Origin of the sequence: Segatella buccae ATCC 33574 (assembly GCF_000184945.1) — a bacterium.
Lineage (GTDB): Bacteria > Bacteroidota > Bacteroidia > Bacteroidales > Bacteroidaceae > Prevotella > Prevotella buccae.
The window spans coordinates 3,079,727-3,098,924 of record NZ_GL586311.1 but is presented as its reverse complement, the minus strand read 5'-3'; the positions used below and the strand labels follow the sequence as shown (position 1 = coordinate 3,098,924).

General features: G+C 57.6%; 19 protein-coding genes, 1 tRNA gene and 1 riboswitch. Of the genes, 2 read left to right on the top strand and 18 right to left on the bottom strand.

The features are described 5' to 3' along the window. Positions 1–117: 117 nt before the first annotated feature. The 10 genes from HMPREF6485_RS12320 to HMPREF6485_RS12275 all read right to left on the bottom strand — a co-directional run bounded on the left by HMPREF6485_RS12320 (position 118) and on the right by HMPREF6485_RS12275 (position 10,917). Complete coding sequence (locus HMPREF6485_RS12320; RefSeq protein WP_004343046.1) at positions 118–1,680, bottom strand: sensor histidine kinase; 1,563 nt, start codon at positions 1,678–1,680, stop codon at positions 118–120. Between the two features lie 196 nt (positions 1,681–1,876). Then, positions 1,877–2,461, bottom strand: coding sequence for a thiamine phosphate synthase (locus tag HMPREF6485_RS12315; RefSeq protein WP_004346903.1), 585 nt, complete (start codon positions 2,459–2,461; stop codon positions 1,877–1,879). Beyond that, the gene (locus HMPREF6485_RS12310; RefSeq protein ID WP_004346902.1) at positions 2,461–3,240 is read right to left on the bottom strand and encodes a sulfide-dependent adenosine diphosphate thiazole synthase; all 780 of its coding nucleotides are present in this window, start codon (positions 3,238–3,240) and stop codon (positions 2,461–2,463) included. The genes HMPREF6485_RS12315 and HMPREF6485_RS12310 overlap by 1 nt, the downstream gene beginning before the upstream one ends. 129 nt (positions 3,241–3,369) lie before the next feature. Continuing rightward, a complete protein-coding gene (gene thiC / locus HMPREF6485_RS12305) occupies positions 3,370–4,980 on the bottom strand; it encodes a phosphomethylpyrimidine synthase ThiC (RefSeq protein WP_004346901.1) in 1,611 nt (536 codons plus the stop codon). A gap of 5 nt (positions 4,981–4,985) precedes the next feature. Further along, positions 4,986–5,630, bottom strand: coding sequence for a thiamine phosphate synthase (locus HMPREF6485_RS12300; protein WP_004346900.1), 645 nt, complete (start codon positions 5,628–5,630; stop codon positions 4,986–4,988). Then, positions 5,627–6,442, bottom strand: coding sequence for a bifunctional hydroxymethylpyrimidine kinase/phosphomethylpyrimidine kinase (gene thiD, locus HMPREF6485_RS12295; protein WP_004346899.1), 816 nt, complete (start codon positions 6,440–6,442; stop codon positions 5,627–5,629). The genes HMPREF6485_RS12300 and thiD overlap by 4 nt, the downstream gene beginning before the upstream one ends. Before the next feature lie 63 nt (positions 6,443–6,505). After that, a riboswitch (TPP riboswitch) is annotated at positions 6,506–6,603 on the bottom strand. A 799-nt stretch (positions 6,604–7,402) separates the two neighbouring features. Next, positions 7,403–7,490 (bottom strand) — tRNA-Ser (locus tag HMPREF6485_RS12290). A gap of 199 nt (positions 7,491–7,689) precedes the next feature. Continuing rightward, a complete protein-coding gene (gene serB / locus HMPREF6485_RS12285) occupies positions 7,690–8,925 on the bottom strand; it encodes a phosphoserine phosphatase SerB (RefSeq protein ID WP_044126451.1) in 1,236 nt (411 codons plus the stop codon). A 14-nt stretch (positions 8,926–8,939) separates the two neighbouring features. After that, complete coding sequence (locus HMPREF6485_RS12280) at positions 8,940–9,404, bottom strand: MaoC family dehydratase (RefSeq protein ID WP_004346896.1); 465 nt, start codon at positions 9,402–9,404, stop codon at positions 8,940–8,942. 103 nt (positions 9,405–9,507) lie between these two features. Beyond that, the gene (locus HMPREF6485_RS12275) at positions 9,508–10,917 is read right to left on the bottom strand and encodes an amidophosphoribosyltransferase (protein ID WP_004346894.1); all 1,410 of its coding nucleotides are present in this window, start codon (positions 10,915–10,917) and stop codon (positions 9,508–9,510) included. Between the two features lie 452 nt (positions 10,918–11,369). Here HMPREF6485_RS12275 and HMPREF6485_RS12270 point away from each other — a divergent pair, with 452 nt between their 5' ends. Then, a complete protein-coding gene (locus tag HMPREF6485_RS12270; RefSeq protein ID WP_004346893.1) occupies positions 11,370–11,603 on the top strand; it encodes a YecH family metal-binding protein in 234 nt (77 codons plus the stop codon). A gap of 104 nt (positions 11,604–11,707) precedes the next feature. Beyond that, positions 11,708–12,004 (top strand): hypothetical protein, encoded by a 297-nt coding sequence (locus tag HMPREF6485_RS12265; RefSeq protein WP_004346891.1) that lies wholly within the window; start codon positions 11,708–11,710, stop codon positions 12,002–12,004. Between the two features lie 124 nt (positions 12,005–12,128). Here the strand turns inward: HMPREF6485_RS12265 and HMPREF6485_RS12260 are convergent, their stop codons facing one another. From HMPREF6485_RS12260 to HMPREF6485_RS12225, 8 genes are all read right to left on the bottom strand, one after another. Continuing rightward, positions 12,129–12,644: a DUF4890 domain-containing protein gene (locus HMPREF6485_RS12260; RefSeq protein WP_004346889.1), complete on the bottom strand. Its 516-nt coding sequence runs from the start codon at positions 12,642–12,644 to the stop codon at positions 12,129–12,131. Between the two features lie 167 nt (positions 12,645–12,811). Continuing rightward, positions 12,812–13,516, bottom strand: coding sequence for an HAD family hydrolase (locus HMPREF6485_RS12255; protein ID WP_004346887.1), 705 nt, complete (start codon positions 13,514–13,516; stop codon positions 12,812–12,814). A gap of 16 nt (positions 13,517–13,532) precedes the next feature. Next, positions 13,533–14,312 carry a hypothetical protein gene (locus HMPREF6485_RS12250; protein ID WP_004346884.1) on the bottom strand — a complete coding sequence of 260 codons (780 nt, stop codon included), beginning with the start codon at positions 14,310–14,312 and terminating at the stop codon, positions 13,533–13,535. A gap of 503 nt (positions 14,313–14,815) precedes the next feature. Beyond that, positions 14,816–16,084 carry an NADH:ubiquinone reductase (Na(+)-transporting) subunit F gene (gene nqrF, locus HMPREF6485_RS12245; RefSeq protein WP_004346882.1) on the bottom strand — a complete coding sequence of 423 codons (1,269 nt, stop codon included), beginning with the start codon at positions 16,082–16,084 and terminating at the stop codon, positions 14,816–14,818. Positions 16,085–16,103: 19 nt separating this feature from the next. Then, positions 16,104–16,730, bottom strand: a complete 627-nt coding sequence (nqrE, locus tag HMPREF6485_RS12240) for an NADH:ubiquinone reductase (Na(+)-transporting) subunit E (protein ID WP_004343749.1) — start codon at positions 16,728–16,730, stop codon at positions 16,104–16,106. Between the two features lie 3 nt (positions 16,731–16,733). Continuing rightward, positions 16,734–17,357 carry an NADH:ubiquinone reductase (Na(+)-transporting) subunit D gene (locus HMPREF6485_RS12235; RefSeq protein WP_004346880.1) on the bottom strand — a complete coding sequence of 208 codons (624 nt, stop codon included), beginning with the start codon at positions 17,355–17,357 and terminating at the stop codon, positions 16,734–16,736. 22 nt (positions 17,358–17,379) lie between these two features. Beyond that, a complete protein-coding gene (locus tag HMPREF6485_RS12230; RefSeq protein WP_169310388.1) occupies positions 17,380–17,994 on the bottom strand; it encodes an FMN-binding protein in 615 nt (204 codons plus the stop codon). 26 nt (positions 17,995–18,020) lie between these two features. After that, positions 18,021–19,184, bottom strand: a complete 1,164-nt coding sequence (locus HMPREF6485_RS12225; RefSeq protein ID WP_004346877.1) for an NADH:ubiquinone reductase (Na(+)-transporting) subunit B — start codon at positions 19,182–19,184, stop codon at positions 18,021–18,023. Between the last annotated feature and the right edge of the window lie 14 nt (positions 19,185–19,198).

Here is a 19,198-nt window from a genome sequence, read left to right as displayed (position 1 = left end):
TCAGTAAAAAAAGACCCCCAACCCCCTAAAGGGGGCTTTACCATCCACTTATGGGAGGAATGGATCTCTTATTTCTAAAGGGCATCTGTTGCTTGTTCAGACCCCCACCCCCCTAACTTAGGGGGCTTTGATCACCGGCAGCTTGACGGTGAACTTCGTTCCCTTGCCCAGTTCGCTGTCCACCTTGATTTCACCGTCGTGCAGGTCCACCACTTTCTTCACGTAGGCCAGTCCGAGGCCGAACCCTTTCACGTCGTGTACATTGCCGGTATGCACCCGATAGAACTTTTCGAACACCTTCTTCAGATTCTCCTTCTTGATGCCCATTCCTGTGTCGCGCACGGAGAAGTAGAGATTGGAGTCGTCGTTCCAAGTCTTGATGTAGATGTCAATCGGCTGGTCGGGCCGGCGATACTTCACAGCGTTGTCCAACAAGTTGAATATCATGTTCTGAAAGTGTACCTCGTCCACATAGATGGTGGAGTCGATGGCCTCTATCTGCGTGTACACCTTGCCACCCGTGTGCTCCACGCGCAGCGTAAAGGAGTTGGCGATATTCTCTATCAGTTCGTTGAGGTCGAGTTCCTTCTTCTTGAAGACCGCCTTCTTGCGGTCGAACATCGACATTTGCAGTACCTTCTCCACGAGGAAGCGCAACCGCTTCGACTCATCATTGATCACCCCGCCGAGGTGGGCCATCATCGTAGGACTCTTCGTCACACTGTTGTCGTTCAGCATCTGGGCCGCCAGCGAGATGCTCGCGATGGGAGTCTTGAGCTCGTGGGTCATGTTGTTGATGAAATCGTTCTTGATTTCGGTGTACCGTTTCTGCCGGAAGATGACCACGATGGTGAAGATGAACGTCACGAGCAGCACCAGCGTAAAGATGATGGACGGAATCATGAAGCGCACGGACGAGAACACATAGCTGTTCATGTCGGGGAAATGCACACGGATGATGCCTATTTTCGACTGCGGGTCGTTGCGGAAGAGCACCTGCGAGTAGGCGTATTCCTCACCGTCTTCGGTGTAGTCGGGACAGCGGTACACCTCGCGCCCGTCTTGTGTAGACACCGTGAAATGATAGGGGATGTTGATACCGTTGTTCATCAACTCGGCCTTGAGGTCTTGATCCAGCAACTTGAAGTTGATGCGCTCCTTGAGCGGCTTCTCCGATGCCGAGTAGAGAATGGAGTAGACCACCTCGTCGAGCAATGCCTTCTGATAGACGTAGCGGTTTTTCACTATCTCCTGAAGCGACTTCTGCGCCTCCGAGATGGAGTTGCGGTCGTTCTTCACGATCATCGCCTTGGGCATCTGCGAAGGCTTGCTGCTGATAGTCTTCAGTTCAAACGAAGAATAGACCGTCCCGTCCTTGCCCGTCACCGAATATTGGTGGGAGTGCTGCACGGTGCCATCGGGCATACCTGAACGAGTGCCGGCAGAGTCTACGCGATAGGCGCGACGCTCGGTCTCGTTGACATCCTTCTCCAGATAGCGGAGCGTCTCGTTGAGTTCGAGATTGCGGGATGCCTGATAGAGGGCTCTGTTGACCGACTCGTCAAACTGTTCCTTCTTCATCTCTGCCATTTCCCTGATGTAGTTCAGTTGCAGGAAGAGCAGTCCGAGGAACGAGAGCCCCATGATAATGGCAATAGTCCAAATGGTTTTCTTCTTCATACGGTGACAAAGATACGTTTTTTCTTAAATGGTTAACACAATTATGTTAACTATTTGAAATGTTTTTCGAGTATTTAACAAATAACAAGCAGTTTGATTACAAATATCAAACTATCTTCATTCCACATTGCCCAAGAAACCGGGAAAAGGCCCCGGCGGCTTGCAGCGCACGTGCCCGGCCATCCCGCCGACGTTTTCAGAGAGCTGCAAGCCGCCGGAGATAGTCGCCAAAGTGTGCGCCGGCAGCCTGTCTCCACACCTCTCCCAAGAGTGCCACGCCGCCGAAACCGCAGGTCCGGAGCAGCGCCACATTGTCCACCGACACACCGCCGAGGGCCACCACGCGCCTGTCGATGATGCCCCGGCGGGCCGCACTTTGCAGTTCGGCGGGCGTGAAAGCAGCCCGGTAGCCCGGTTTGGAGATGCTGTCGAAGACGGGGCTCAGGAACACATAGCTGCTCAAAGGTTTGCCCTCCTCCACCTCGCACAGCGAATGGCACGAACGAGAGACCGCCCCCTCAAACCCCACGGGAATCTCGGGACACCGGCCATTGAGGTGGATGCCCCGCAAGGCGAAACGGCGGCAGAGCACAAAGTGGTCGTGAACGACGATGCGGCCGTGGCACCACGCAGGCACAAGCGACAGCAACCGGGCGCAATCGGCCTCACTCCACGCAGGCTTGCGCAGGTGAACAAAGTCCACACCGGCCTCCAACAGCCGTGGAATGACGGTCTCCTCGCCCGGCCGGTGGTCGGGCGAGGTAATGACGATGGTCTTCATCAGAGCCGCCCCTTGATGCGGGCGATGATGTCATCAGCCACCTTTTTGCCCGAGAGGAGCATCCCGCCGAAGATGGGTCCCATGCGGGGCGTGCCCGAGACTGCCGAGGAAGCCATGCCGCAGACATAGAGACCGGAATAGATTTCCTTGGTGCCCTCGACCACGAGCCGCTCTCCTTCCACCACATCGAGCGACCGCTCGCCCACCACTTCGCCCGTAGCCGTGGCAAGGGAAATGCCATTTTTGCGGGCCACCACCCTGCACATTTCGCTGTCGTGCCCCGTTCCGTCGACCACAAAGCGCGCCATGATGTTGAGCGGATCAACATGCAGCCCCTCGCGCAGCACGGGTGTCCAGTTGACCACCACCCCGCTCACGGCATTGTCTTTGAACACCACGTCTTCCACCGAGTAGCAGTTGAAGAGCGTGGCCCCCTCATGCACGGCTTTGTAGAGCAGTGCCGAGGTGCTCTCGATGGAGTCCACGGTGAACAGTTCGTCTTCGTAGGGCTCATAGCGGATGCCGAAATCCTCGATGATGCCGAGGGCTTCGCGCTGCACCACAATCTGGTTGAACATCATCGCGCCGCCCCACATGCCCCCGCCGGGAGAGAGTTTGCGGTCGAAGAGTGCCACACGCAGACCGGCTTTGGCCATGTAGTAGGCCGCCACGATGCCCGACGGCCCGCCGCCGACGATGGCCACATCGAGTTCAAGATTACGGTCCAGTTTCTCGAAATAGGTACGGATGATACCTCTTGATACTTGTTTTTCTATCATTGTTGCTTTGTTGATTGATGAATGTATTTTTTAGGAGTTAAGGAGTTAAAGGGAGTTAAGACAACAGCTTTGCTGATTGCGTGCCGGTCGGAGTCGTCAAGGGGCGCTATAAGAGACAAAGCTGTTGCCTTAACTCCCTTTAACTCCCTTTAACTCCTTAACTCCTAAATCACAACCCCTCGCTTCCAACTCTCCGCTGATGCGCATGGCGCAGAAGTCGGGGCCGCACATGGTGCAGTATTTTCCGCCCACGCTGTTGGAGGTCTTGTAGTATTCGACCGCACGTTCGGGGTCGAGCGAGAGGTTGAACTGGTCTTTCCACCGAAACTCGTAGCGGGCCTTGCTCAGCGCATTGTCGCGCACGGCCGCTCCGGGGTGTCCTTTGGCCAGGTCGGCTGCATGGGCGGCTATCTTGTAGGTGACGACACCCGTGCGCACATCCTCCTTGTCGGGCAGGGCCAAATGCTCCTTGGGCGTGACATAACAGAGCATGGCCGTGCCCTGCCACCCTATCTGGGCCGCCCCGATGGCACTGGTGATGTGGTCGTAGCCCGGCGCAATGTCGGTCACGAGAGGGCCGAGCGTGTAGAACGGTGCACCGTGACACTTCGCTATCTGCCGGTCCATGTTGGCCCGTATCTTCTGCATCGGCACATGTCCGGGGCCTTCAATGAACACCTGCACGTTTTTGGCCCACGCCCGTTCCACGAGTTCGCCCATGGTGTCGAGTTCGGCAAACTGCGCCGCGTCGTTGGCATCAAACGTGCAACCGGGCCGCAACCCGTCGCCCAGCGAGATGGCCGCATCGTAGCGGGCGCAGATGTCGCAGATGTTGTCGAAGTGAGTGTAGAGGAAACTCTCCTCGTCATGTACCATGCACCACTTTGAGATGATGCTTCCGCCGCGGCTCACCATCCCTGTGAGACGACCGTTGGCCAGCGGCACATTCTTCCGCCTGATGCCGCAGTGTATCGTGAAGTAGTCCACCCCCTGCTCGCACTGCTCGACGAGTGTGTCGCGGAACACCTCCCACGAGAGCCTTTCGACCCGGCCGCCCACCTTCTCGAAGGCCTGATACATCGGCACCGTGCCCACCGGCACCGGACTGTTGCGCAATATCCGCTCACGGGTTTCGTGTATGTCAGTGCCCGTGGAGAGATCCATGAGCGTGTCTCCGCCCCACTTGCAGCTCCACACGGCCTTCTCCACCTCCTCGCCGATGCCCGACGTGGAGGATGAGTTGCCGATGTTGGCATTGATTTTCACAAGGAAGGCCGGGCCGATGATCATCGGTTCCGACTCCGGATGGTTGACATTGGCCGGTATCACAGCCCGACCCGCCGCCACCTCACTGCGCACAAACTCGGGCGTGATGTGGGTCTCGATGCCCAACGCCTCGCAGTTCATGTTTTCGCGGATGGCCACATACTCCATCTCTTCGGTGATGATGCCCTGCCGGGCGCACGCCATCTGTGTGCCGTGGCGGCGTTGCGTCCACGGCTTTCGCAGTGGCGGCAGTCCGCGGGCAAGGTCGATTTCCACGTCGGGATCGCTGTAGGGCCCGCTCGTGTCGTAGACCACCACGGGTTCGTTCTCCACCGCCACGCGCCGGCCTCCCACCGTCTTCACGGTGGGCGTGAGCATGATGCGGCGCATCCCCACCCGGAGGTCGGGATAGATCGTGCCCTGCATGTACATCTTCTCCGATGAGGGATAAGAAATTCTGATGTTGTTGTTCATTGGTTTTATGTGTTTTGATTGTGTCGGCAGCAAATTGTCCCATGCACCATCCGCCTCATTTCCTCCGCCGGATGTTCCGCCCCGAGCACGGCCCCGCTCACGGCGATGCCGTCCACTCCGGCAGCCATGAGGGCCGGAATGTCGGCAAGTGTGATGCCGCCGATGGCCACGAGGGGCACGTGCATACCCGACGCCCGCATCCGGGCCGTGAGCCGCCGGTAGCCGTCGAGCCCCAACAGGGGCGACAGACGCTGCTTGGTGGCGGTGAAGCGGAACGGGCCGCAGCCGATGTAATCCACCCCGAGGGTGCAAAGCCGCCCGATGTCGGTAAAGGTGTTGGCCGTGCCCCCGATGAGGGCGTGGGGGCCAAGCAGCCGGCGAGCTTCGTCGGGCGGCATGTCGTCTCGTCCGAGATGCACACCGTCGGCTCCAAGAGGAGCCACGAGGTGGGCACGGTCGTCCACCGTCAACCGCGCACCGTGGGCGCGGCAGAGCGGCACAAGCTGTCGTCCGACCTCCAGAAACTCCTCGTCGGAGGCTTCTTTCATGCGCAGCTGAATCCACCGGCAACCGCCGAGCAGGGCCTGCACGGCCCCTTCCAGATAGCTGAAACGCGCGTTGTGGTGGGTGATGAACTGAACGGGTGTCATAGCGTGATAAGTTTTTCGGGGGCGAAGAAATGGTTCACGGGGCCCTGTCCCCGGCCCACTTCCAAGGCGGCTCCGGCCTGCAGGGCCTGCGTGACATAACCTTTGGCCGCACCGACGGCCTCGGCGAGCGACAATCCGCGGGCCAACCATGCCGTGATGGCACTCGAGAGTGTGCAACCCGTGCCATGGGTGTGGCGCGTGGCGACAGCAGGAGCGGTGAATTCGGCCACCTGCCGACCGTCCACATAGAGCCGGTCGGTCTTCTCGGTGCCTTCCCGATGGCCGCCCTTGATGAGCAGTTGCCGGCAGCCGCGGCGCAGGAGGAGACGGGCGGCCAGGTCGGCATCATCGACCGAACGGATGGTGATGCCCGTCAGCATCTCCGCTTCGGGCAGATTGGGGGTGAGCAGCGTGGCCTGCGGCAGCAGTTGCCGGCAGAACGCGTCGAGCGCGTCGGGGCGCATGAGACACCCGCCCGTGGTGGCCACCATCACGGGATCCACCACCAAGTGCTTCACCTTATATAATAGGAGGGTCTCGGCCACGGCATCCACCGTAGCGGCATCGGCCACCATGCCCACTTTCACGGCATCGGGGCGCAGGTCGTCCATCACGGCGCGTATCTGGGCGGCCACCATCGGGGGGCTCACCGGCTCTATCGCACTCACGCCGAGCGTGTTTTGTGCCGTCACAGCCGTCACCACCGAGGCGGCATAGCAGCCCAGAGCCGACATGGTTTTGATGTCGGCCTGTATGCCTGCCCCGCCACTACAGTCGGAGCCGGCGATTGTCAATGTCTTGAAACAAGTCATGCCCTTCTTTCCGTCAAAGCGCAAAGAGGGGCATGATTCTACGAGGTATAATGATAAAGTGCGGCAAACGGGTTGCGCAATTCCTACGGCAGCATTACCTGCATCAGGTTATACGGGTATAATCTCAGCCGCCCGCAAGGGCAGCACCCCTCTTTGTGAATACAAAGTTTATCGGTGGCAAAGGTAGCACTTTTATTCTTAACACCGCCATCGCTGCTCCGTTTTCTTTCGCTTTTTTGATAGGTTAACACTTCCGGCCGGCGATTTCGCACAGCCTGATTCGGTTTTGTGGAAGCTGGGAAGATTACGTGTTTTCTTGACAAAACGGTTTCATCAAAACTCCTCCATCCGGTGCGGGAAAACAACGGGGAAGAGCCGGAAACCGTAAATGCAAACAGCAAAAACCCACTCCGCCCCGTCAAAGGGCCACAGTCAGCGTGCCAAACGGGCACAGTCGGCATCTCAAACGGCCCGAACGGCGGCCTCGCCCGGGCTGTTTTGCTCCCTCATTCGGGCTCTCCGACACGCTGTTTAAGGTGGTTTGAGATGTCAAGAAAAGTCAAACCGCTGACCGTCAACAGGTTGGCATCCTCGTCATTTTTCGCGTATTCCCGACCAAAAGGGAAACGCTTGCAAATATCGCAAGCACAAGGCGCGAAACCGGCCAAATAGTTTGACAAACTTTCTGTCTGAATCTGTCTTTCCCCTTCCTCCCCTTTTCTCCTTCCTCTCCACACGGAGATGGGACTTCCCCTAAAGTGGAGACAGCCGCATCTTCAAGCTGTCTTTTGTCCTTTCCTCCTCCCTACAGGTAGGACCGGGGTGGGTATTGCCCCCAAGGTGGGTCTGTCACACGCCGTTCAGGCACAAAAAAAATCGCTGCAAGAACGTAGTCTTACAGCGATTTGGTAATCTTTTAGCTCATTGCCGCCCCATCAAGGACGCAGGCAACAGCCTTAGCGGAAGGTGAGGGATTCAAACCCCCGATACCCGAAAGGGGTATACCGGATTTCGAGTCCAGCGCGATCGATCACTCTGCCAACCTTCCTGAGATACATTGGCACGGCAACAGCCTGCCGCGAATGTGGATGCAAAAGTACAACTATTTTTCTTAACCGCAAAACATTTGGTGGAAAAAATGCAAAAGATTTGCAGAGCCGGAACACAGCGTGGCATGGACCGGCACACCGGTAGAAAACCGGCGGCCGGCAAGAGGAATGTCGCCTCTCCCACCGGCGGACATGCCGTCAGAGTTTCCCCTGCTCGCCAAGGTAGCTGTCCTTGAATCCCAAGAAGTAGAGCACGCCGTCGAGGCCGAGCGTGTTGATGCTCTGGTCGGCATTGGCCTGCACGCGGGGTTTGGCATGGAAGGCGATGCCGAGACCGGCTTCGCTGATCATGGGCAGGTCGTTGGCCCCGTCGCCCACGGCAATGGTCTGAGCAAGGTTCACCTTCTCCACCTGTGCGATGAGGCGGAGGAGCTCGGCCTTGCGGTGGCCGTCGACTATCTCGCCCACGTAGCGGCCCGTGAGTTTGCCGTCTTCACCTATCTCCAACTCGTTGGCATACACGTAGTCGATGCCATAGCGGCGCTGGAGATACTCGCCGAAATAGGTGAATCCGCCGCTGAGGATGGCTATCTTGTAGCCGCAACGCTTGAGGACGGACATCAGGCGGTCCACGCCTTCGGTGATGGGCATGGTCTCGGCTATCTCCTGCATCACGCCGGCATCAAGCCCCTTGAGCAGGGCCACGCGTTCGGTGAAGCTCTCCTTGAAGTCTATCTCGCCGCGCATGGCGCGCTCGGTGATGGCCTTCACTTGCTCGCCCACACCGGCCCGGGCGGCAAGTTCGTCGATGCACTCGGTCTGGATGAGCGTGGAGTCCATGTCGAAACAGATGAGCCGGCGCATGCGGCGGTACATGTCGTCGCGCTGGAAGGAGAAGTCCACCTCCATCTCCGAACTGAGTTTCATCAGCTGGGCTTGCATGAGCGGACGGTCCTCGGGCGTGCCGCGCAGGGAGAACTCGATGCAGGCGCGCACGTTCTGGGCCTCCTTGCGGATGCTCCGGCGACCGGAAAGGCGCAGGATGGAGTCGATGTTGAGCCCCTGACGGGCTATAACCTTGGTGGCGGCCTCTATCTGCCGGGCCGACAGACTGCGCCCGATGATGGTGAGGATGAAGCGGTTTTTGCCCTGACGGGCCACCCAATTCTCGTATTCCTCGTCGTTGATGGGTGAGAATCCGATGTTCACACCCAGTTCGGAGGCCTTGAAAAGCAGCTCTTTCATCACCTGTCCGGAGTTGCGCTCGTCGAGACGCATGAGTATGCCGAGCGAGAGCGTGCTGTGGATGTCGGCCTGTCCGATGTCGAGTATCTGTGCGTCGTAGCGCGCCAGAATCTCCATCACCGAGGCCGTGAGTCCGGGACGGTCACGCCCGGTGATGCGCACAAGTATCTGTTCTTTCTTCTCGTCCATAAGGGTTGACTTGTTCATTTGAAGTAGTAGAGGAAGGTGGCGATGCCCTGCAGTGCGGGCTTGCGCTGGCCTTCTATCTCTATCTTGAAGTCGATGGCCGCCCGGCAGATGCCGCGCAGGTTGGTGATGTCCTTGAGCTTGGCCACCAGACGGATGCGGCTGCCCGTGACAACGGCCTGGCCGAACTTCATCTGATCCATGCCATAGTTGACCATCATCTCGAGATTGTTCACCTTGATGATCTGATTCCACAGGTAGGGCAGCAGCGAGAGCGTGAGATAACCGTGGGCGATGGTGCTCTTGTAGGGGCTTTCGCGCTTGGCACGCTCCACATCGACGTGAATCCACTGGGGGTCGAGAGTGGCATCGGCAAACTTGTTGATGCGTTCCTGATCTACGGGCAGCCAATCGGACACGCCGAGTTCTTTGCCGAGATAGGCGGCAAACTCATCATAGGAATTGATAACTAACTGTTGCATAATCTTAAAAGGTAAAAAAGTGAATGGGTAAGAAAGTAACTATCACTATTCGAGAACTCCCGCGTCGAGGGCCGCAAAGCCCCCGAAAACAGGGCCGGAGCCCCTATCGGCTGCATCCGCTGCCGTCGAAGCAATGGGTGCAAAGGTCGCATTTGGGCAGGCCTATGGCCTTGACGAGGGTCTCTATCTTGTTGAATTTGAGCGTGGTGAGGCCCAACCGACGGGCTATCTCGTCTACCATGCGGGTGTATTCGGGCGAATCGGTGGTGGCATACTCCTTGAGTTTGGCATCGGGATTGCCCTCAAAGTCGTTGATGATGCGGCGTGTGATGAGTTCGAGGTCGCTCTTGGAGGTGGTGAATCCGATGTAGGGACACCCGTAGACGAGCGGCGGACAGGAGATGCGGGCGTGCACCTCGCGGGCCCCGTCGTCGAAGAACGTGCGCACGTTGTCGCGCAACTGCGTGCCGCGCACGATGCTGTCGTCGCAGAACACCACCCGCCGGCCCTCCAGAATGGCCTTGTTGGGGATGAGCTTCATCTTGGCCACGAGACTGCGACGGGTCTGTGTACCGGGTGTGAAGGAGCGGGGCCATGTGGGTGTGTACTTCAACACGGCGCGCTTGTAGGGTATGCCGTGGCCCTCGGCATAGCCCACGGCCATGCCCACTCCCGAGTCGGGGATGCCGCACACGAGGTCGGCCTCGGTCTTGTCTTCCTCACCCAAGGCCTTGCCGCTGCGCTCGCGCACGTCTTCGGCATTGATGCCCTCGTAGTCGCTCGACGGGAAACCGTAGTAGACCCACAGGAACGAGCACACCTGCTTGCGCCGCGAGGGCTCTTGCAACACCTCCATGCCATCGGCCGTGAGCCGCACAATCTCGCCCGGACCAAGGTCGCGCACCACCTGATAGTCGAGATTGGGAAAGCTCGTCGTCTCGCTCGTGGCTGCATAGGCACCGTCCTTGCGCCCTATGACGATGGGGGTGCGCCCCATGAAGTCACGGGCGGCGATGATGCCGTCTTCGGTGAGGATGAGCATGGAGCACGAACCCTCTATCTTTTCGTAGACTTTGTTGATGCCCTCCACAAAGGAGTCGCCCATGTTGATGAGCAGAGCCACCATCTCGGTCTGGTTGATTTGGTTGGCCGACATTTCACTCAGGTGCATCCGCTTGGCCAACATCTCCCCCGCTATCGCTTCAAGATTGTTGATTTTGGCCACGGTCGCCACCGCATAGCGGCCCAAATGGGAGTTGACGATGATGGGTTGCGGGTCGGTGTCGCTGATGACTCCTATCCCCTGATTGCCCGTAAACTTGGCCAGTTCGTCTTCAAACTTGGAGCGGAAGTAGTTGCGCTCCAGACTGTGGATGCTTCGACTGAATCCCTGCTGCTTGTCGAATGTGACCAACCCGGCACGCTTCGTGCCCAAATGAGAATTGTAGTCGGTGCCATAGAACAGGTCGTCGACACAGCTCTTCACCGAAATGGTTCCGAAAAAACCTCCCATAAATCTTTAATTTAAGTTTCGCACGCTCAACTTTAGGAGTTAAAGGGAGTCAAAGGGAGTTAGCACTCGCTTCGCTCGTTAGGAGTTAAGACAACAGCTTTAATGCTTGAGTCCCTTGGAGAATAGGAGGAGAGAGCTATCGTCTTAACTCCCTTTTTTTCGCTATCGCCCAAGGAACTTCTCCTTAACTCCTTTAACTCCTGCTGAACTTGCAAAAGTTCAGTCTTTAATATGCGTGTGTATGTAATTTCCCGCTGCCTGTGGCACGGTGTGTGGGGGTGATATCGTAAGACGAGGCAAAAGTACAAAAAAAATTGCTGAACGATTGCAAAACTTGAGCAAAATTAGTTAAATCGCAACCCAAGGTCACATTTGTGCCCCTCCGTCTTGAACAAAAGTTCTACCTTTGCCGCCACAAACAAACACATCATCAATAGAGAAAAGAAAAGTATATGGCACACGGACACGACGTACTCCACATGATGGAGGGCAACTGTTATCCCACCAAGGAAAGCCTCGTAAAGGCTATCATCGAGAAGTTTGGCGCCGACGAGCGTTTCCACACCTGCTCTGTCGAGAGCATGACGGCTGCAGAACTGGTCGACTTTCTCGAAGAGCGGGGCAAATTTATGCCCGCCGGCACGGAGAGTTTCACGGTGGATGCAACGAAAATCTGCAACCACTAAGGGGAGTTGCCGAACTTAACGGAACCGGAGGCACCCCGCTTCCGACTCCCGACAACAGCTCCGACTTCTCTAATTTTTCACCTTATCATATAGAAAGGAACATCATGATCAAGATTTATGGCATGAAAACCTGCCCCGACTGCATGGCAGTGGAGGAGCAGGTGAAAGGCGACAGTCGCTATCAGGTGATAGACATCGGCGAACATGTACGCCATCTCAAGGCTTTTTTGCAGCTGCGCGACAACAGTCCGGCCTTCGCGGAAGCCAAGCGGATGGGCTATGCAGGCATCCCGTGCTTCGTGCTGGAAGACGGCACCGTCACCCTCAACCCCGAGGAGGCCGGCATCCGTCCCGCCGCCACGGATGCCCCCTCATGCCGGCTCGACGGCTCGGGCTGCTAAGTGCAAGGCTCTTGCAAGGGCTTCCGGAGGCACAATGCCGGGCCACACAAACGCGAAGAGGCAGGAATTGACGGTTTCAATTCCTGCCTCTTTGTGTCCATACGGTTCATGCCGGCGGCGAAAGTCACTTCCGGGCACAGTCTCCGTAGCCGTTGCAATCGGCATCAGGCTTGCCCTCGGCGTCGCAGCCGCTGCGATGGGTCTTGCGCAACTCGCGGAACTTGGCAAACTGTTCGGCGGTGAGAATCTTCTCCAGTTCGCCGTCATACTCCTTGTATTTGGCGCGACGCTTCCCCATGTCCCTCTTCATCCCGTCGTTCCGGTCGGGGCATTTGCCATTCTGCATCGTGGCCCCGGTCATGCCGTCGGGCTGCGGTTTACAGTCAGATTTGGCATCGCAATGACGGCGGGGTTTCATCGGACCGGCTGTGATGAGCTTCTCGTATTTCTTGTTGAGCTTGGCCAACTTCTTGGCCTGCACGTTGTCAAGCCCCAAATGCTCCACCATGCGCGAAGTCATCATCTCGGCCGTGGGGGCATGTCTTTCTCCTCTTCTATCATTCTGCTTGCAGCAACCGGGCTGCGCCATAGCCACCGACAGCGTCATGGCAGCTATGAGAGTCATAAAAATCTTCTTCATTGTCTTGTTGTTTTTTGTTTAAATAATTATCCTGTCGGGACACATCCCCAACATCGGGGACCCCGTTGCTTTATTGGATAGACAAAAGGACAAATGGTTTAAAGCGCAAAGCGTTAAAAAATCTCAACACACTACGCCCGGCAGACCGGCTCCCCCACTCCGGCTCCCTACTCCACGAGCAGCGGAAGCAATTCGGAGATATGCTGTAAGGTGACAAGTCGGCGATGCGAAAACTCGTCGATCACCTCATGCTGCCACGTGACACGGAACGGCACATGTACTCCCCAACCACCGATGCGCAACACGGGGTCGATGTCCGACTTGAGCGAATTGCCCACCATGAGCAGGTTTTCGGGCTCCACCTGCATTTTGTCGCAGAGCCCGCAGAAAGTCTCGGGAGTCTTGTCGGAGACAATGGTCACGTCGTCGAAGAAGTCGCTGAGCCCCGAGCGATACAGTTTGTTCTCCTGGTCGAGCAGTTCGCCTTTGGTAAACACACTGAGGCGATAGTTGCCCGAAGAGCGCAACCTGTCCAGCACCTGCTTCACACCGTGCAGAGGCGTGGCGTCGAGATGGAGCAACTGCTTGCCCAGCGCCACCACTTGGGCTATCTCGCGAGCCCTCACCTGTCCGCCGCTCACGTTGACGGCATTCTCTACGAGCGAGATGGTGAACGCCTTGGAACCGTAGCCCAACAGCTTCATGTTCTGCCCCTCGGTGGCAAAGAGCCCCCGGCTCACGGTCTCGGCATCGGCGTAGGAGGAGAGCAGGCGGCAGTATTCGCGCTCCACGCGGTCGAAGTGGGACTGGCAGTCCCACAGGGTGTCGTCGGCATCGAAGGCCACGACGGATATGTCTTTTATCTTATTCATTTCCAACGGGTTCAGTTTATCGGTTATACATTCTGTTATGTGAATAGTCGTCGGGAAACAATGCATCGAGCAGCAGGTTTATCAGGCCCTCGCCGTCGCGCGTGGTGAAGCGGAAGGGGAAGGCTATCTTCAAACCTATGGAGAGGGCATGGCGATGGAGTGTGCCGTGGTCGTGGCTGACGGGGCCGTTGCCCGAGAGGGCGCGGGAGCGGATGTCTACGTGCGACCCTACAGCGAGCCGGTAGCTGTATTGCATTTGCAGATAGATGGACGAGAACATACGGATGTCTGCCCCCACCACGGAGGCCGCCCCGAAGCGTGGTAGGCGCACCCTCGCCTCGCGCCGATAAGAGGGGCGGACGGCAGAGGAGGAATAGCTTTCCATGCTCTGATTGTCATTCACCGCCCCGATGTTGACCAGCAGGTCGGCTCCGGTGTATGGCTGCACCACCCAGTGGCGTGGCAACGGATAATAGCGGCCACCGAGACTCAGACTTTTCATCGTGGAGCTGATGTCTTGGTTCACGAAGTTCAGTTCCTCGTGTTCATATCCTGCTTTCAGCGAAAAGGGCGCGTAGGGCAGGAAATATTCCACATGCACACCCGACGCAAAGCCCTCGCGCACAGACGGGAGCGTGCTTCCAAAAACCTGTCCGTCGGTCTTCATGTGCATGGGGCCTGCCGTACCAATGAAGCCGTCAACAGCCCATCGGCGCGTATCTTCATCGCCGGTTTGCGCCGAAACGGCGACCGGCACGAGGAGTGGCAAAAGAAGCAAAAAGACTCTTTTCATCATCTGGTCATACGTGTTGGAGACGGAGAAAGGGAGTGCCGGGGAGCAACGCCCGCCACACGATCACCCTCTCCACGCGTAGGGGCAGTGCTTTATGCCTGCCCGCACGATTTGAAAAATCGTATGTCGTCGGACGATTGCCATGCGCTTGGGATGGATACGTTTCTGCGAAACGTGCGGGCAGGCATAAAGCGCTGCCCCTACACGCTGGAGGGTACTCCCTCTCCGGAACTCTTTATCGGGTGCAAATTTAGCAAAAATCTGCCAATATCAGAGCTTTAACGGCTAATATTCAATAAGAGACCCCCCATTCCCCTAAAGGGGGGCATCCTTCCTGCGAACAAGTGGATGGCAAAGCCCCCCTTTAGGGGGATGGGGGGTCTTCTCGGGGGCCTGTTGGTGGATTGGAAACTAAAAAAAGGGGAGCGCGTGTACACTCCCCTTGCTACTGCAAAGATACGGCAAAAAAGCCGTCTATGCAAATCGGTTGCGAAAAATGCGGACGATTATCCGAAGTTGTCGAACATGATGGACGACGGATCCACGCCGATGCTGTCGAGCATACGCTGGACGGCCTGCGACATGGGGCCGGGGCCGCACATGTAGTATTCGATGTCTTCCGGGGCCTCGTGGTCTTTGAGATAGGTCTCATACATCACCTGATGCACGAAGCCTGCAGTGTAGGGCACACCGGCTTCATCGGCTGCGGGGTCGGGACGGTCGAGTGCCAAATGGAAATGGAAATTGGGATATTCCTTCTCCAGCTCGTAGAAATCATCGAGGAAGAAAGCCTCACTCAGACTGCGGGCACCGTAGAAATAGTGCATCTCACGGTCGCGGCAGTGGAGCGTCTTGGTCATGTACATGATCTGCGCACGCAGGGGGGCCATACCGGCACCGCCGCCCACCCATATCATCTCGCGCTTGGAGTTGATGATGGGGTGGAAATCGCCGTAGGGGCCGCTCATGGTCACCTTGTCGCCCGGTTTGAGCGAGAAGATGTAGGAAGAGGCGATGCCCGTGGGCACATCCTGAAAGCCCACCTGCGGACGGGGCTTGAAGGGCGTGGTGGCTATGCGCACGGTGAGCATGATGATGTCGCCCTCGTCGGGATAGTTGGCCATGGAATAGGCCCGCACGGTGGGCTCGGGATTGTGGGCCTTGAGCGAGAGAATGTTGAACTTCTCCCACACGGGCAGATACTCGCTGCCGATGTCGGCTTTGTCGAAGTCGCGGTCGTAGTCGATGGTGTCGTAGGCCGGAATCTTGATTTGTGCATAGGAGCCGGGCATGAAGTCCATGTGCTCGCCCGGAGGCAGAGCCACCTTGAACTCCTTGATGAAAGAACTCACGTTCTTGTTGGAAATGACGGTACACTCCCACTCCTTCACGCCGAGCACGCTCTCGGGAATCTTGATTTTGAGGTCGCCCTTCACCTTGCACTGGCAGCCGAGCCGCCAGTGGTTTTTGATCTCCTTGCGGGTGAAATGGGGCCGCTCGGGGTCGAGTATCTCGCCGCCGCCCTCCATCACCTGCACGCGACACTGTCCGCAGCTCGACTTGCCGCCGCAGGCAGAGGGCAGAAAGATGCCCTGTTCGTTGAGCGTGGCCATGAGACTGGAGCCCTGGGCCACGGAGAGCACCTTGTCGCCGTTGATTTCGATATTCACGTTGCCGCTCGGACTGAGATATTTCTTGGCCACAAGCAGGACAATCACCAAGAGGAGTATCGTGACGAGAAACACTCCGATGGTAGCTGATATAAATTCCATCATAATAGAAAATCCTCCCTCTTTAAATTTTAAGACCGCTGAAACAGAGCATGGCCATCGCCATGAGCCCTACCGTGATGAACGTGATGCCCAGTCCCTGAAGGGGCTTTGGCACATCGCAATACTGCATGCGCTCGCGTATGGCCCCCATGGAGACGATGGCGAGTGTCCAGCCCAGACCGGAGCCCACGGCATAGACGATGCTGTCCCACACGCTGGTGATGGCCTGCGAGTTGGAGGGGTCGAGCAGGATGCGCTGCTGCATGAAGAGCGAAGCACCCATGATGGCACAGTTGACAGCGATGAGCGGCAGGAAGATGCCGAGTGCCGCATAGAGCGATGGCGAGTATTTCTCGACCACCATCTCCACCAACTGCACGATGCCGGCAATGACGGCGATGAAGAGGATGAAGCTCAGATAGCTCAGGTCGACACCCTCCAGCAGACAGTCGGGGCCGAGCACGCGGGTCTGCAACAGATAGTCCACGGGCACGGTGACGAGCAGCACGAAGGTCACGGCGATGCCCAGACCCAGGGAGGTCTTCACGTTCTTCGACACGGCAAGGAACGAGCACATGCCGAGGAAGAAGGCGAAAATCATGTTGTCGACGAAAATCGAACGGAAGAATAAACTTATTGCGTGTTCCATATCTTATTTCTCCTTATAAAAATAGGCGCGATGCACCCAGATGACACACCCCAAGAGGATGAGTGCCATGGCGGGCATGGTCATCATGCCGTTGTTCATGTAGCCGGCGGCATAGAGGGCCTGCGGCACCACTCTGAACCCCAGAAGCGAACCGTTGCCGAGGAGTTCGCGCACGAAGCCCACCACCACGAGTATCATGGCATAGCCGAGACCGTTGCCGATGCCGTCGAGAAACGAGGGCCAGGGCTTGTTGGTCATGGCGAAGGCTTCGAGCCGGCCCATGAGGATGCAGTTGGTGATGATGAGACCCACATAGACCGAGAGCTGCACGCTCACGTCGTAGGCCACCGCCTTGAGCACCTGGCTCACGATGGTCACCAGCGCGGCCACGACCACCAGCTGCACGATGATGCGTATGCGGTTGGGGATGGTGTTGCGGATGAGGGAAATGATCACGTTGGAGAAAGCCGTGATGACGGTCACGGCCAGCCCCATGACAATGGCCGGCTTCAACTGCGAAGTGACGGCCAGGGCCGAGCAAATGCCCAACACCTGCACCATGATGGGGTTGTCAAGGTTGAGCGGGTTGCAGAAGACCTCTTTATTCTGTTTTGAAAATAGACTCATAATGCTGTTTCTGTTTCGGTTGTCATTTCTTTTCGAGGAACGGCCTGTACTTCTCGATGCCTTCACGCAGCATGTCGCTCACGCCGTTGGAGGTGAGCGTGGCGCCGGTCACGGCATCCACCTGCGTGTCGGGGTCGTCCACTTTCTTCTTCACTGCGAGAGCCACATCGGCCGAGCCCTTCTTGAAGAGGTGCTTGCCGCGGAACTTCTCCTGCCAAGCGCGGTTGTCCTTGATTTCGGCCCCGAGGCCGGCCGTCTCGCTCTCGTGGTTGAAGTAGGCCCCGTAGACGGTCTGCCGGTCGTCGTTGACGGCTATGAAGCCACTGATGCCGCCCCACAGGCCCATGCCCTTGAGGGGAATCACGTACTTGGGTTTGCCGTCCACCTCACACACGTAGAGCGTGTTGCCGTCTACCTGCTCCTCGCGCTTCACCACCTCGCTGTAGGTGCGTTCGGCCTGTGCATTGTCAAGGTCGCGCAGGTTGAGCGAATAGAGTATCTGCTTTTTCAGGTCGAGAGCCACGTTGGCATCCTGCATGGGCTTCAAAGCCTGATACACGAAAGCCAGCAAGAAGGCCACGACTATCACCATCACCGAAGAATAAATCAGCGTGTAGGTGTTTGAATTTGTTTTCATCGCCATGTCGTTTTGTCTTTTGTCATTCATTGGTTATCACTTGTCCAGCGCTTCACGCGGCGGCTGACATTTCTGTCGACGACGCAATAGTCGATGAGCGGGGCAAACATGTTGCCGAAGAAGATGGCGAGCATCATGCCCTCGGGGTAGCCGGGATTCATCACGCGCACGATGATGGCCATCGCGCCGATGAAGAGGCCGTAGATGTATTTGCCGGTCTCGGTGCGCGCGGAGGTCACGGGGTCGGTGGCCATGAACACGGCGCCGAAGCTGAAACCGCCGAGCACGATGTGCTCATACCAGCGGATGGGGGTCATGCCCAAGGCTTGGAACACGAGTGCCATCAAGATGCCGCCGGCAAACACGCTGCCCATCGTCTTCCAAGAGGCGATGCCTGTCCAAAGGAGGATGGCCGCGCCCATGGCAATGGCGATGACGGAGGTTTCGCCGATGGAACCGGGGATGAATCCGAATATCATGTCGGAGAGGCTGGCCGTGGGGGCTATGCCCTGTCCGATGAGTCCGAGGGGTGTGGCAGCGGTGGTGCCGTCGGGCAGTGTGTTGCCGAGGCCGAAGATGGCGTTCTGAGCCACCCACACGGTGTCGCCCGTCATCCGGGACGAGTAGGAGAAGAAAAGGAACATGCGCGCGCCTACGGCCACATTGAAGATGTTCATGCCCGTGCCGCCGAATATCTCCTTGCAGAAGATCACGGCAAAGGCGCAGGCCAGGGAGAGCATCCACAGCGGAGTGGTCACGGGCACGATGAGCGGAATGATGATGCCGCTCACGAGGTAGCCCTCCTGTATCTCCTCGTGCTTCCATTGCGCCCAGGCAAACTCGATGCCCAGCCCCACGATGTAGCTCACGAGAATCTTGGGTAGCACGGCCAGAAAGCCGAAGGCAAACAGCTGGAACCACGAGGCTCCGGCCAGTGTGCCGGCGGCGAGATAGTTTTGATAGCCCACATTGTACATGCCAAACAGCATGGCCGGCATCAGGGCGATGACCACCATGCTCATGATGCGCTTCGAGTCGATGGCGTCGTGGATGTGGACACCGCTCTTCGACGTGTCGTTAGGCACGTAGAGAAACGACTCAAAACCATCGAACACGCTCTCAAGGGCGTGCAGCTTGCCCCCCTCGCGGAAGTTGGGCCTTATCTTGTCAAGATAGTTTCTTATACTCATTTTGATTGGTTTAT

Coding starts and splice junctions, on each gene's coding strand:
- HMPREF6485_RS12320 (WP_004343046.1), bottom strand. CDS start 1,680: ATGAAGAAGAAAACCATTTGGACTATTGCCATTATCATGGGGCTCTCG.
- HMPREF6485_RS12315 (WP_004346903.1), bottom strand. CDS start 2,461: ATGAAGACCATCGTCATTACCTCGCCCGACCACCGGCCGGGCGAGGAG.
- HMPREF6485_RS12310 (WP_004346902.1), bottom strand. CDS start 3,240: ATGATAGAAAAACAAGTATCAAGAGGTATCATCCGTACCTATTTCGAG.
- thiC (WP_004346901.1), bottom strand. CDS start 4,980: ATGAACAACAACATCAGAATTTCTTATCCCTCATCGGAGAAGATGTAC.
- HMPREF6485_RS12300 (WP_004346900.1), bottom strand. CDS start 5,630: ATGACACCCGTTCAGTTCATCACCCACCACAACGCGCGTTTCAGCTAT.
- thiD (WP_004346899.1), bottom strand. CDS start 6,442: ATGACTTGTTTCAAGACATTGACAATCGCCGGCTCCGACTGTAGTGGC.
- serB (WP_044126451.1), bottom strand. CDS start 8,925: ATGGACGAGAAGAAAGAACAGATACTTGTGCGCATCACCGGGCGTGAC.
- HMPREF6485_RS12280 (WP_004346896.1), bottom strand. CDS start 9,404: ATGCAACAGTTAGTTATCAATTCCTATGATGAGTTTGCCGCCTATCTC.
- HMPREF6485_RS12275 (WP_004346894.1), bottom strand. CDS start 10,917: ATGGGAGGTTTTTTCGGAACCATTTCGGTGAAGAGCTGTGTCGACGAC.
- HMPREF6485_RS12270 (WP_004346893.1), top strand. CDS start 11,370: ATGGCACACGGACACGACGTACTCCACATGATGGAGGGCAACTGTTAT.
- HMPREF6485_RS12265 (WP_004346891.1), top strand. CDS start 11,708: ATGATCAAGATTTATGGCATGAAAACCTGCCCCGACTGCATGGCAGTG.
- HMPREF6485_RS12260 (WP_004346889.1), bottom strand. CDS start 12,644: ATGAAGAAGATTTTTATGACTCTCATAGCTGCCATGACGCTGTCGGTG.
- HMPREF6485_RS12255 (WP_004346887.1), bottom strand. CDS start 13,516: ATGAATAAGATAAAAGACATATCCGTCGTGGCCTTCGATGCCGACGAC.
- HMPREF6485_RS12250 (WP_004346884.1), bottom strand. CDS start 14,312: ATGATGAAAAGAGTCTTTTTGCTTCTTTTGCCACTCCTCGTGCCGGTC.
- nqrF (WP_004346882.1), bottom strand. CDS start 16,084: ATGATGGAATTTATATCAGCTACCATCGGAGTGTTTCTCGTCACGATA.
- nqrE (WP_004343749.1), bottom strand. CDS start 16,730: ATGGAACACGCAATAAGTTTATTCTTCCGTTCGATTTTCGTCGACAAC.
- HMPREF6485_RS12235 (WP_004346880.1), bottom strand. CDS start 17,357: ATGAGTCTATTTTCAAAACAGAATAAAGAGGTCTTCTGCAACCCGCTC.
- HMPREF6485_RS12230 (WP_169310388.1), bottom strand. CDS start 17,994: ATGAAAACAAATTCAAACACCTACACGCTGATTTATTCTTCGGTGATG.
- HMPREF6485_RS12225 (WP_004346877.1), bottom strand. CDS start 19,184: ATGAGTATAAGAAACTATCTTGACAAGATAAGGCCCAACTTCCGCGAG.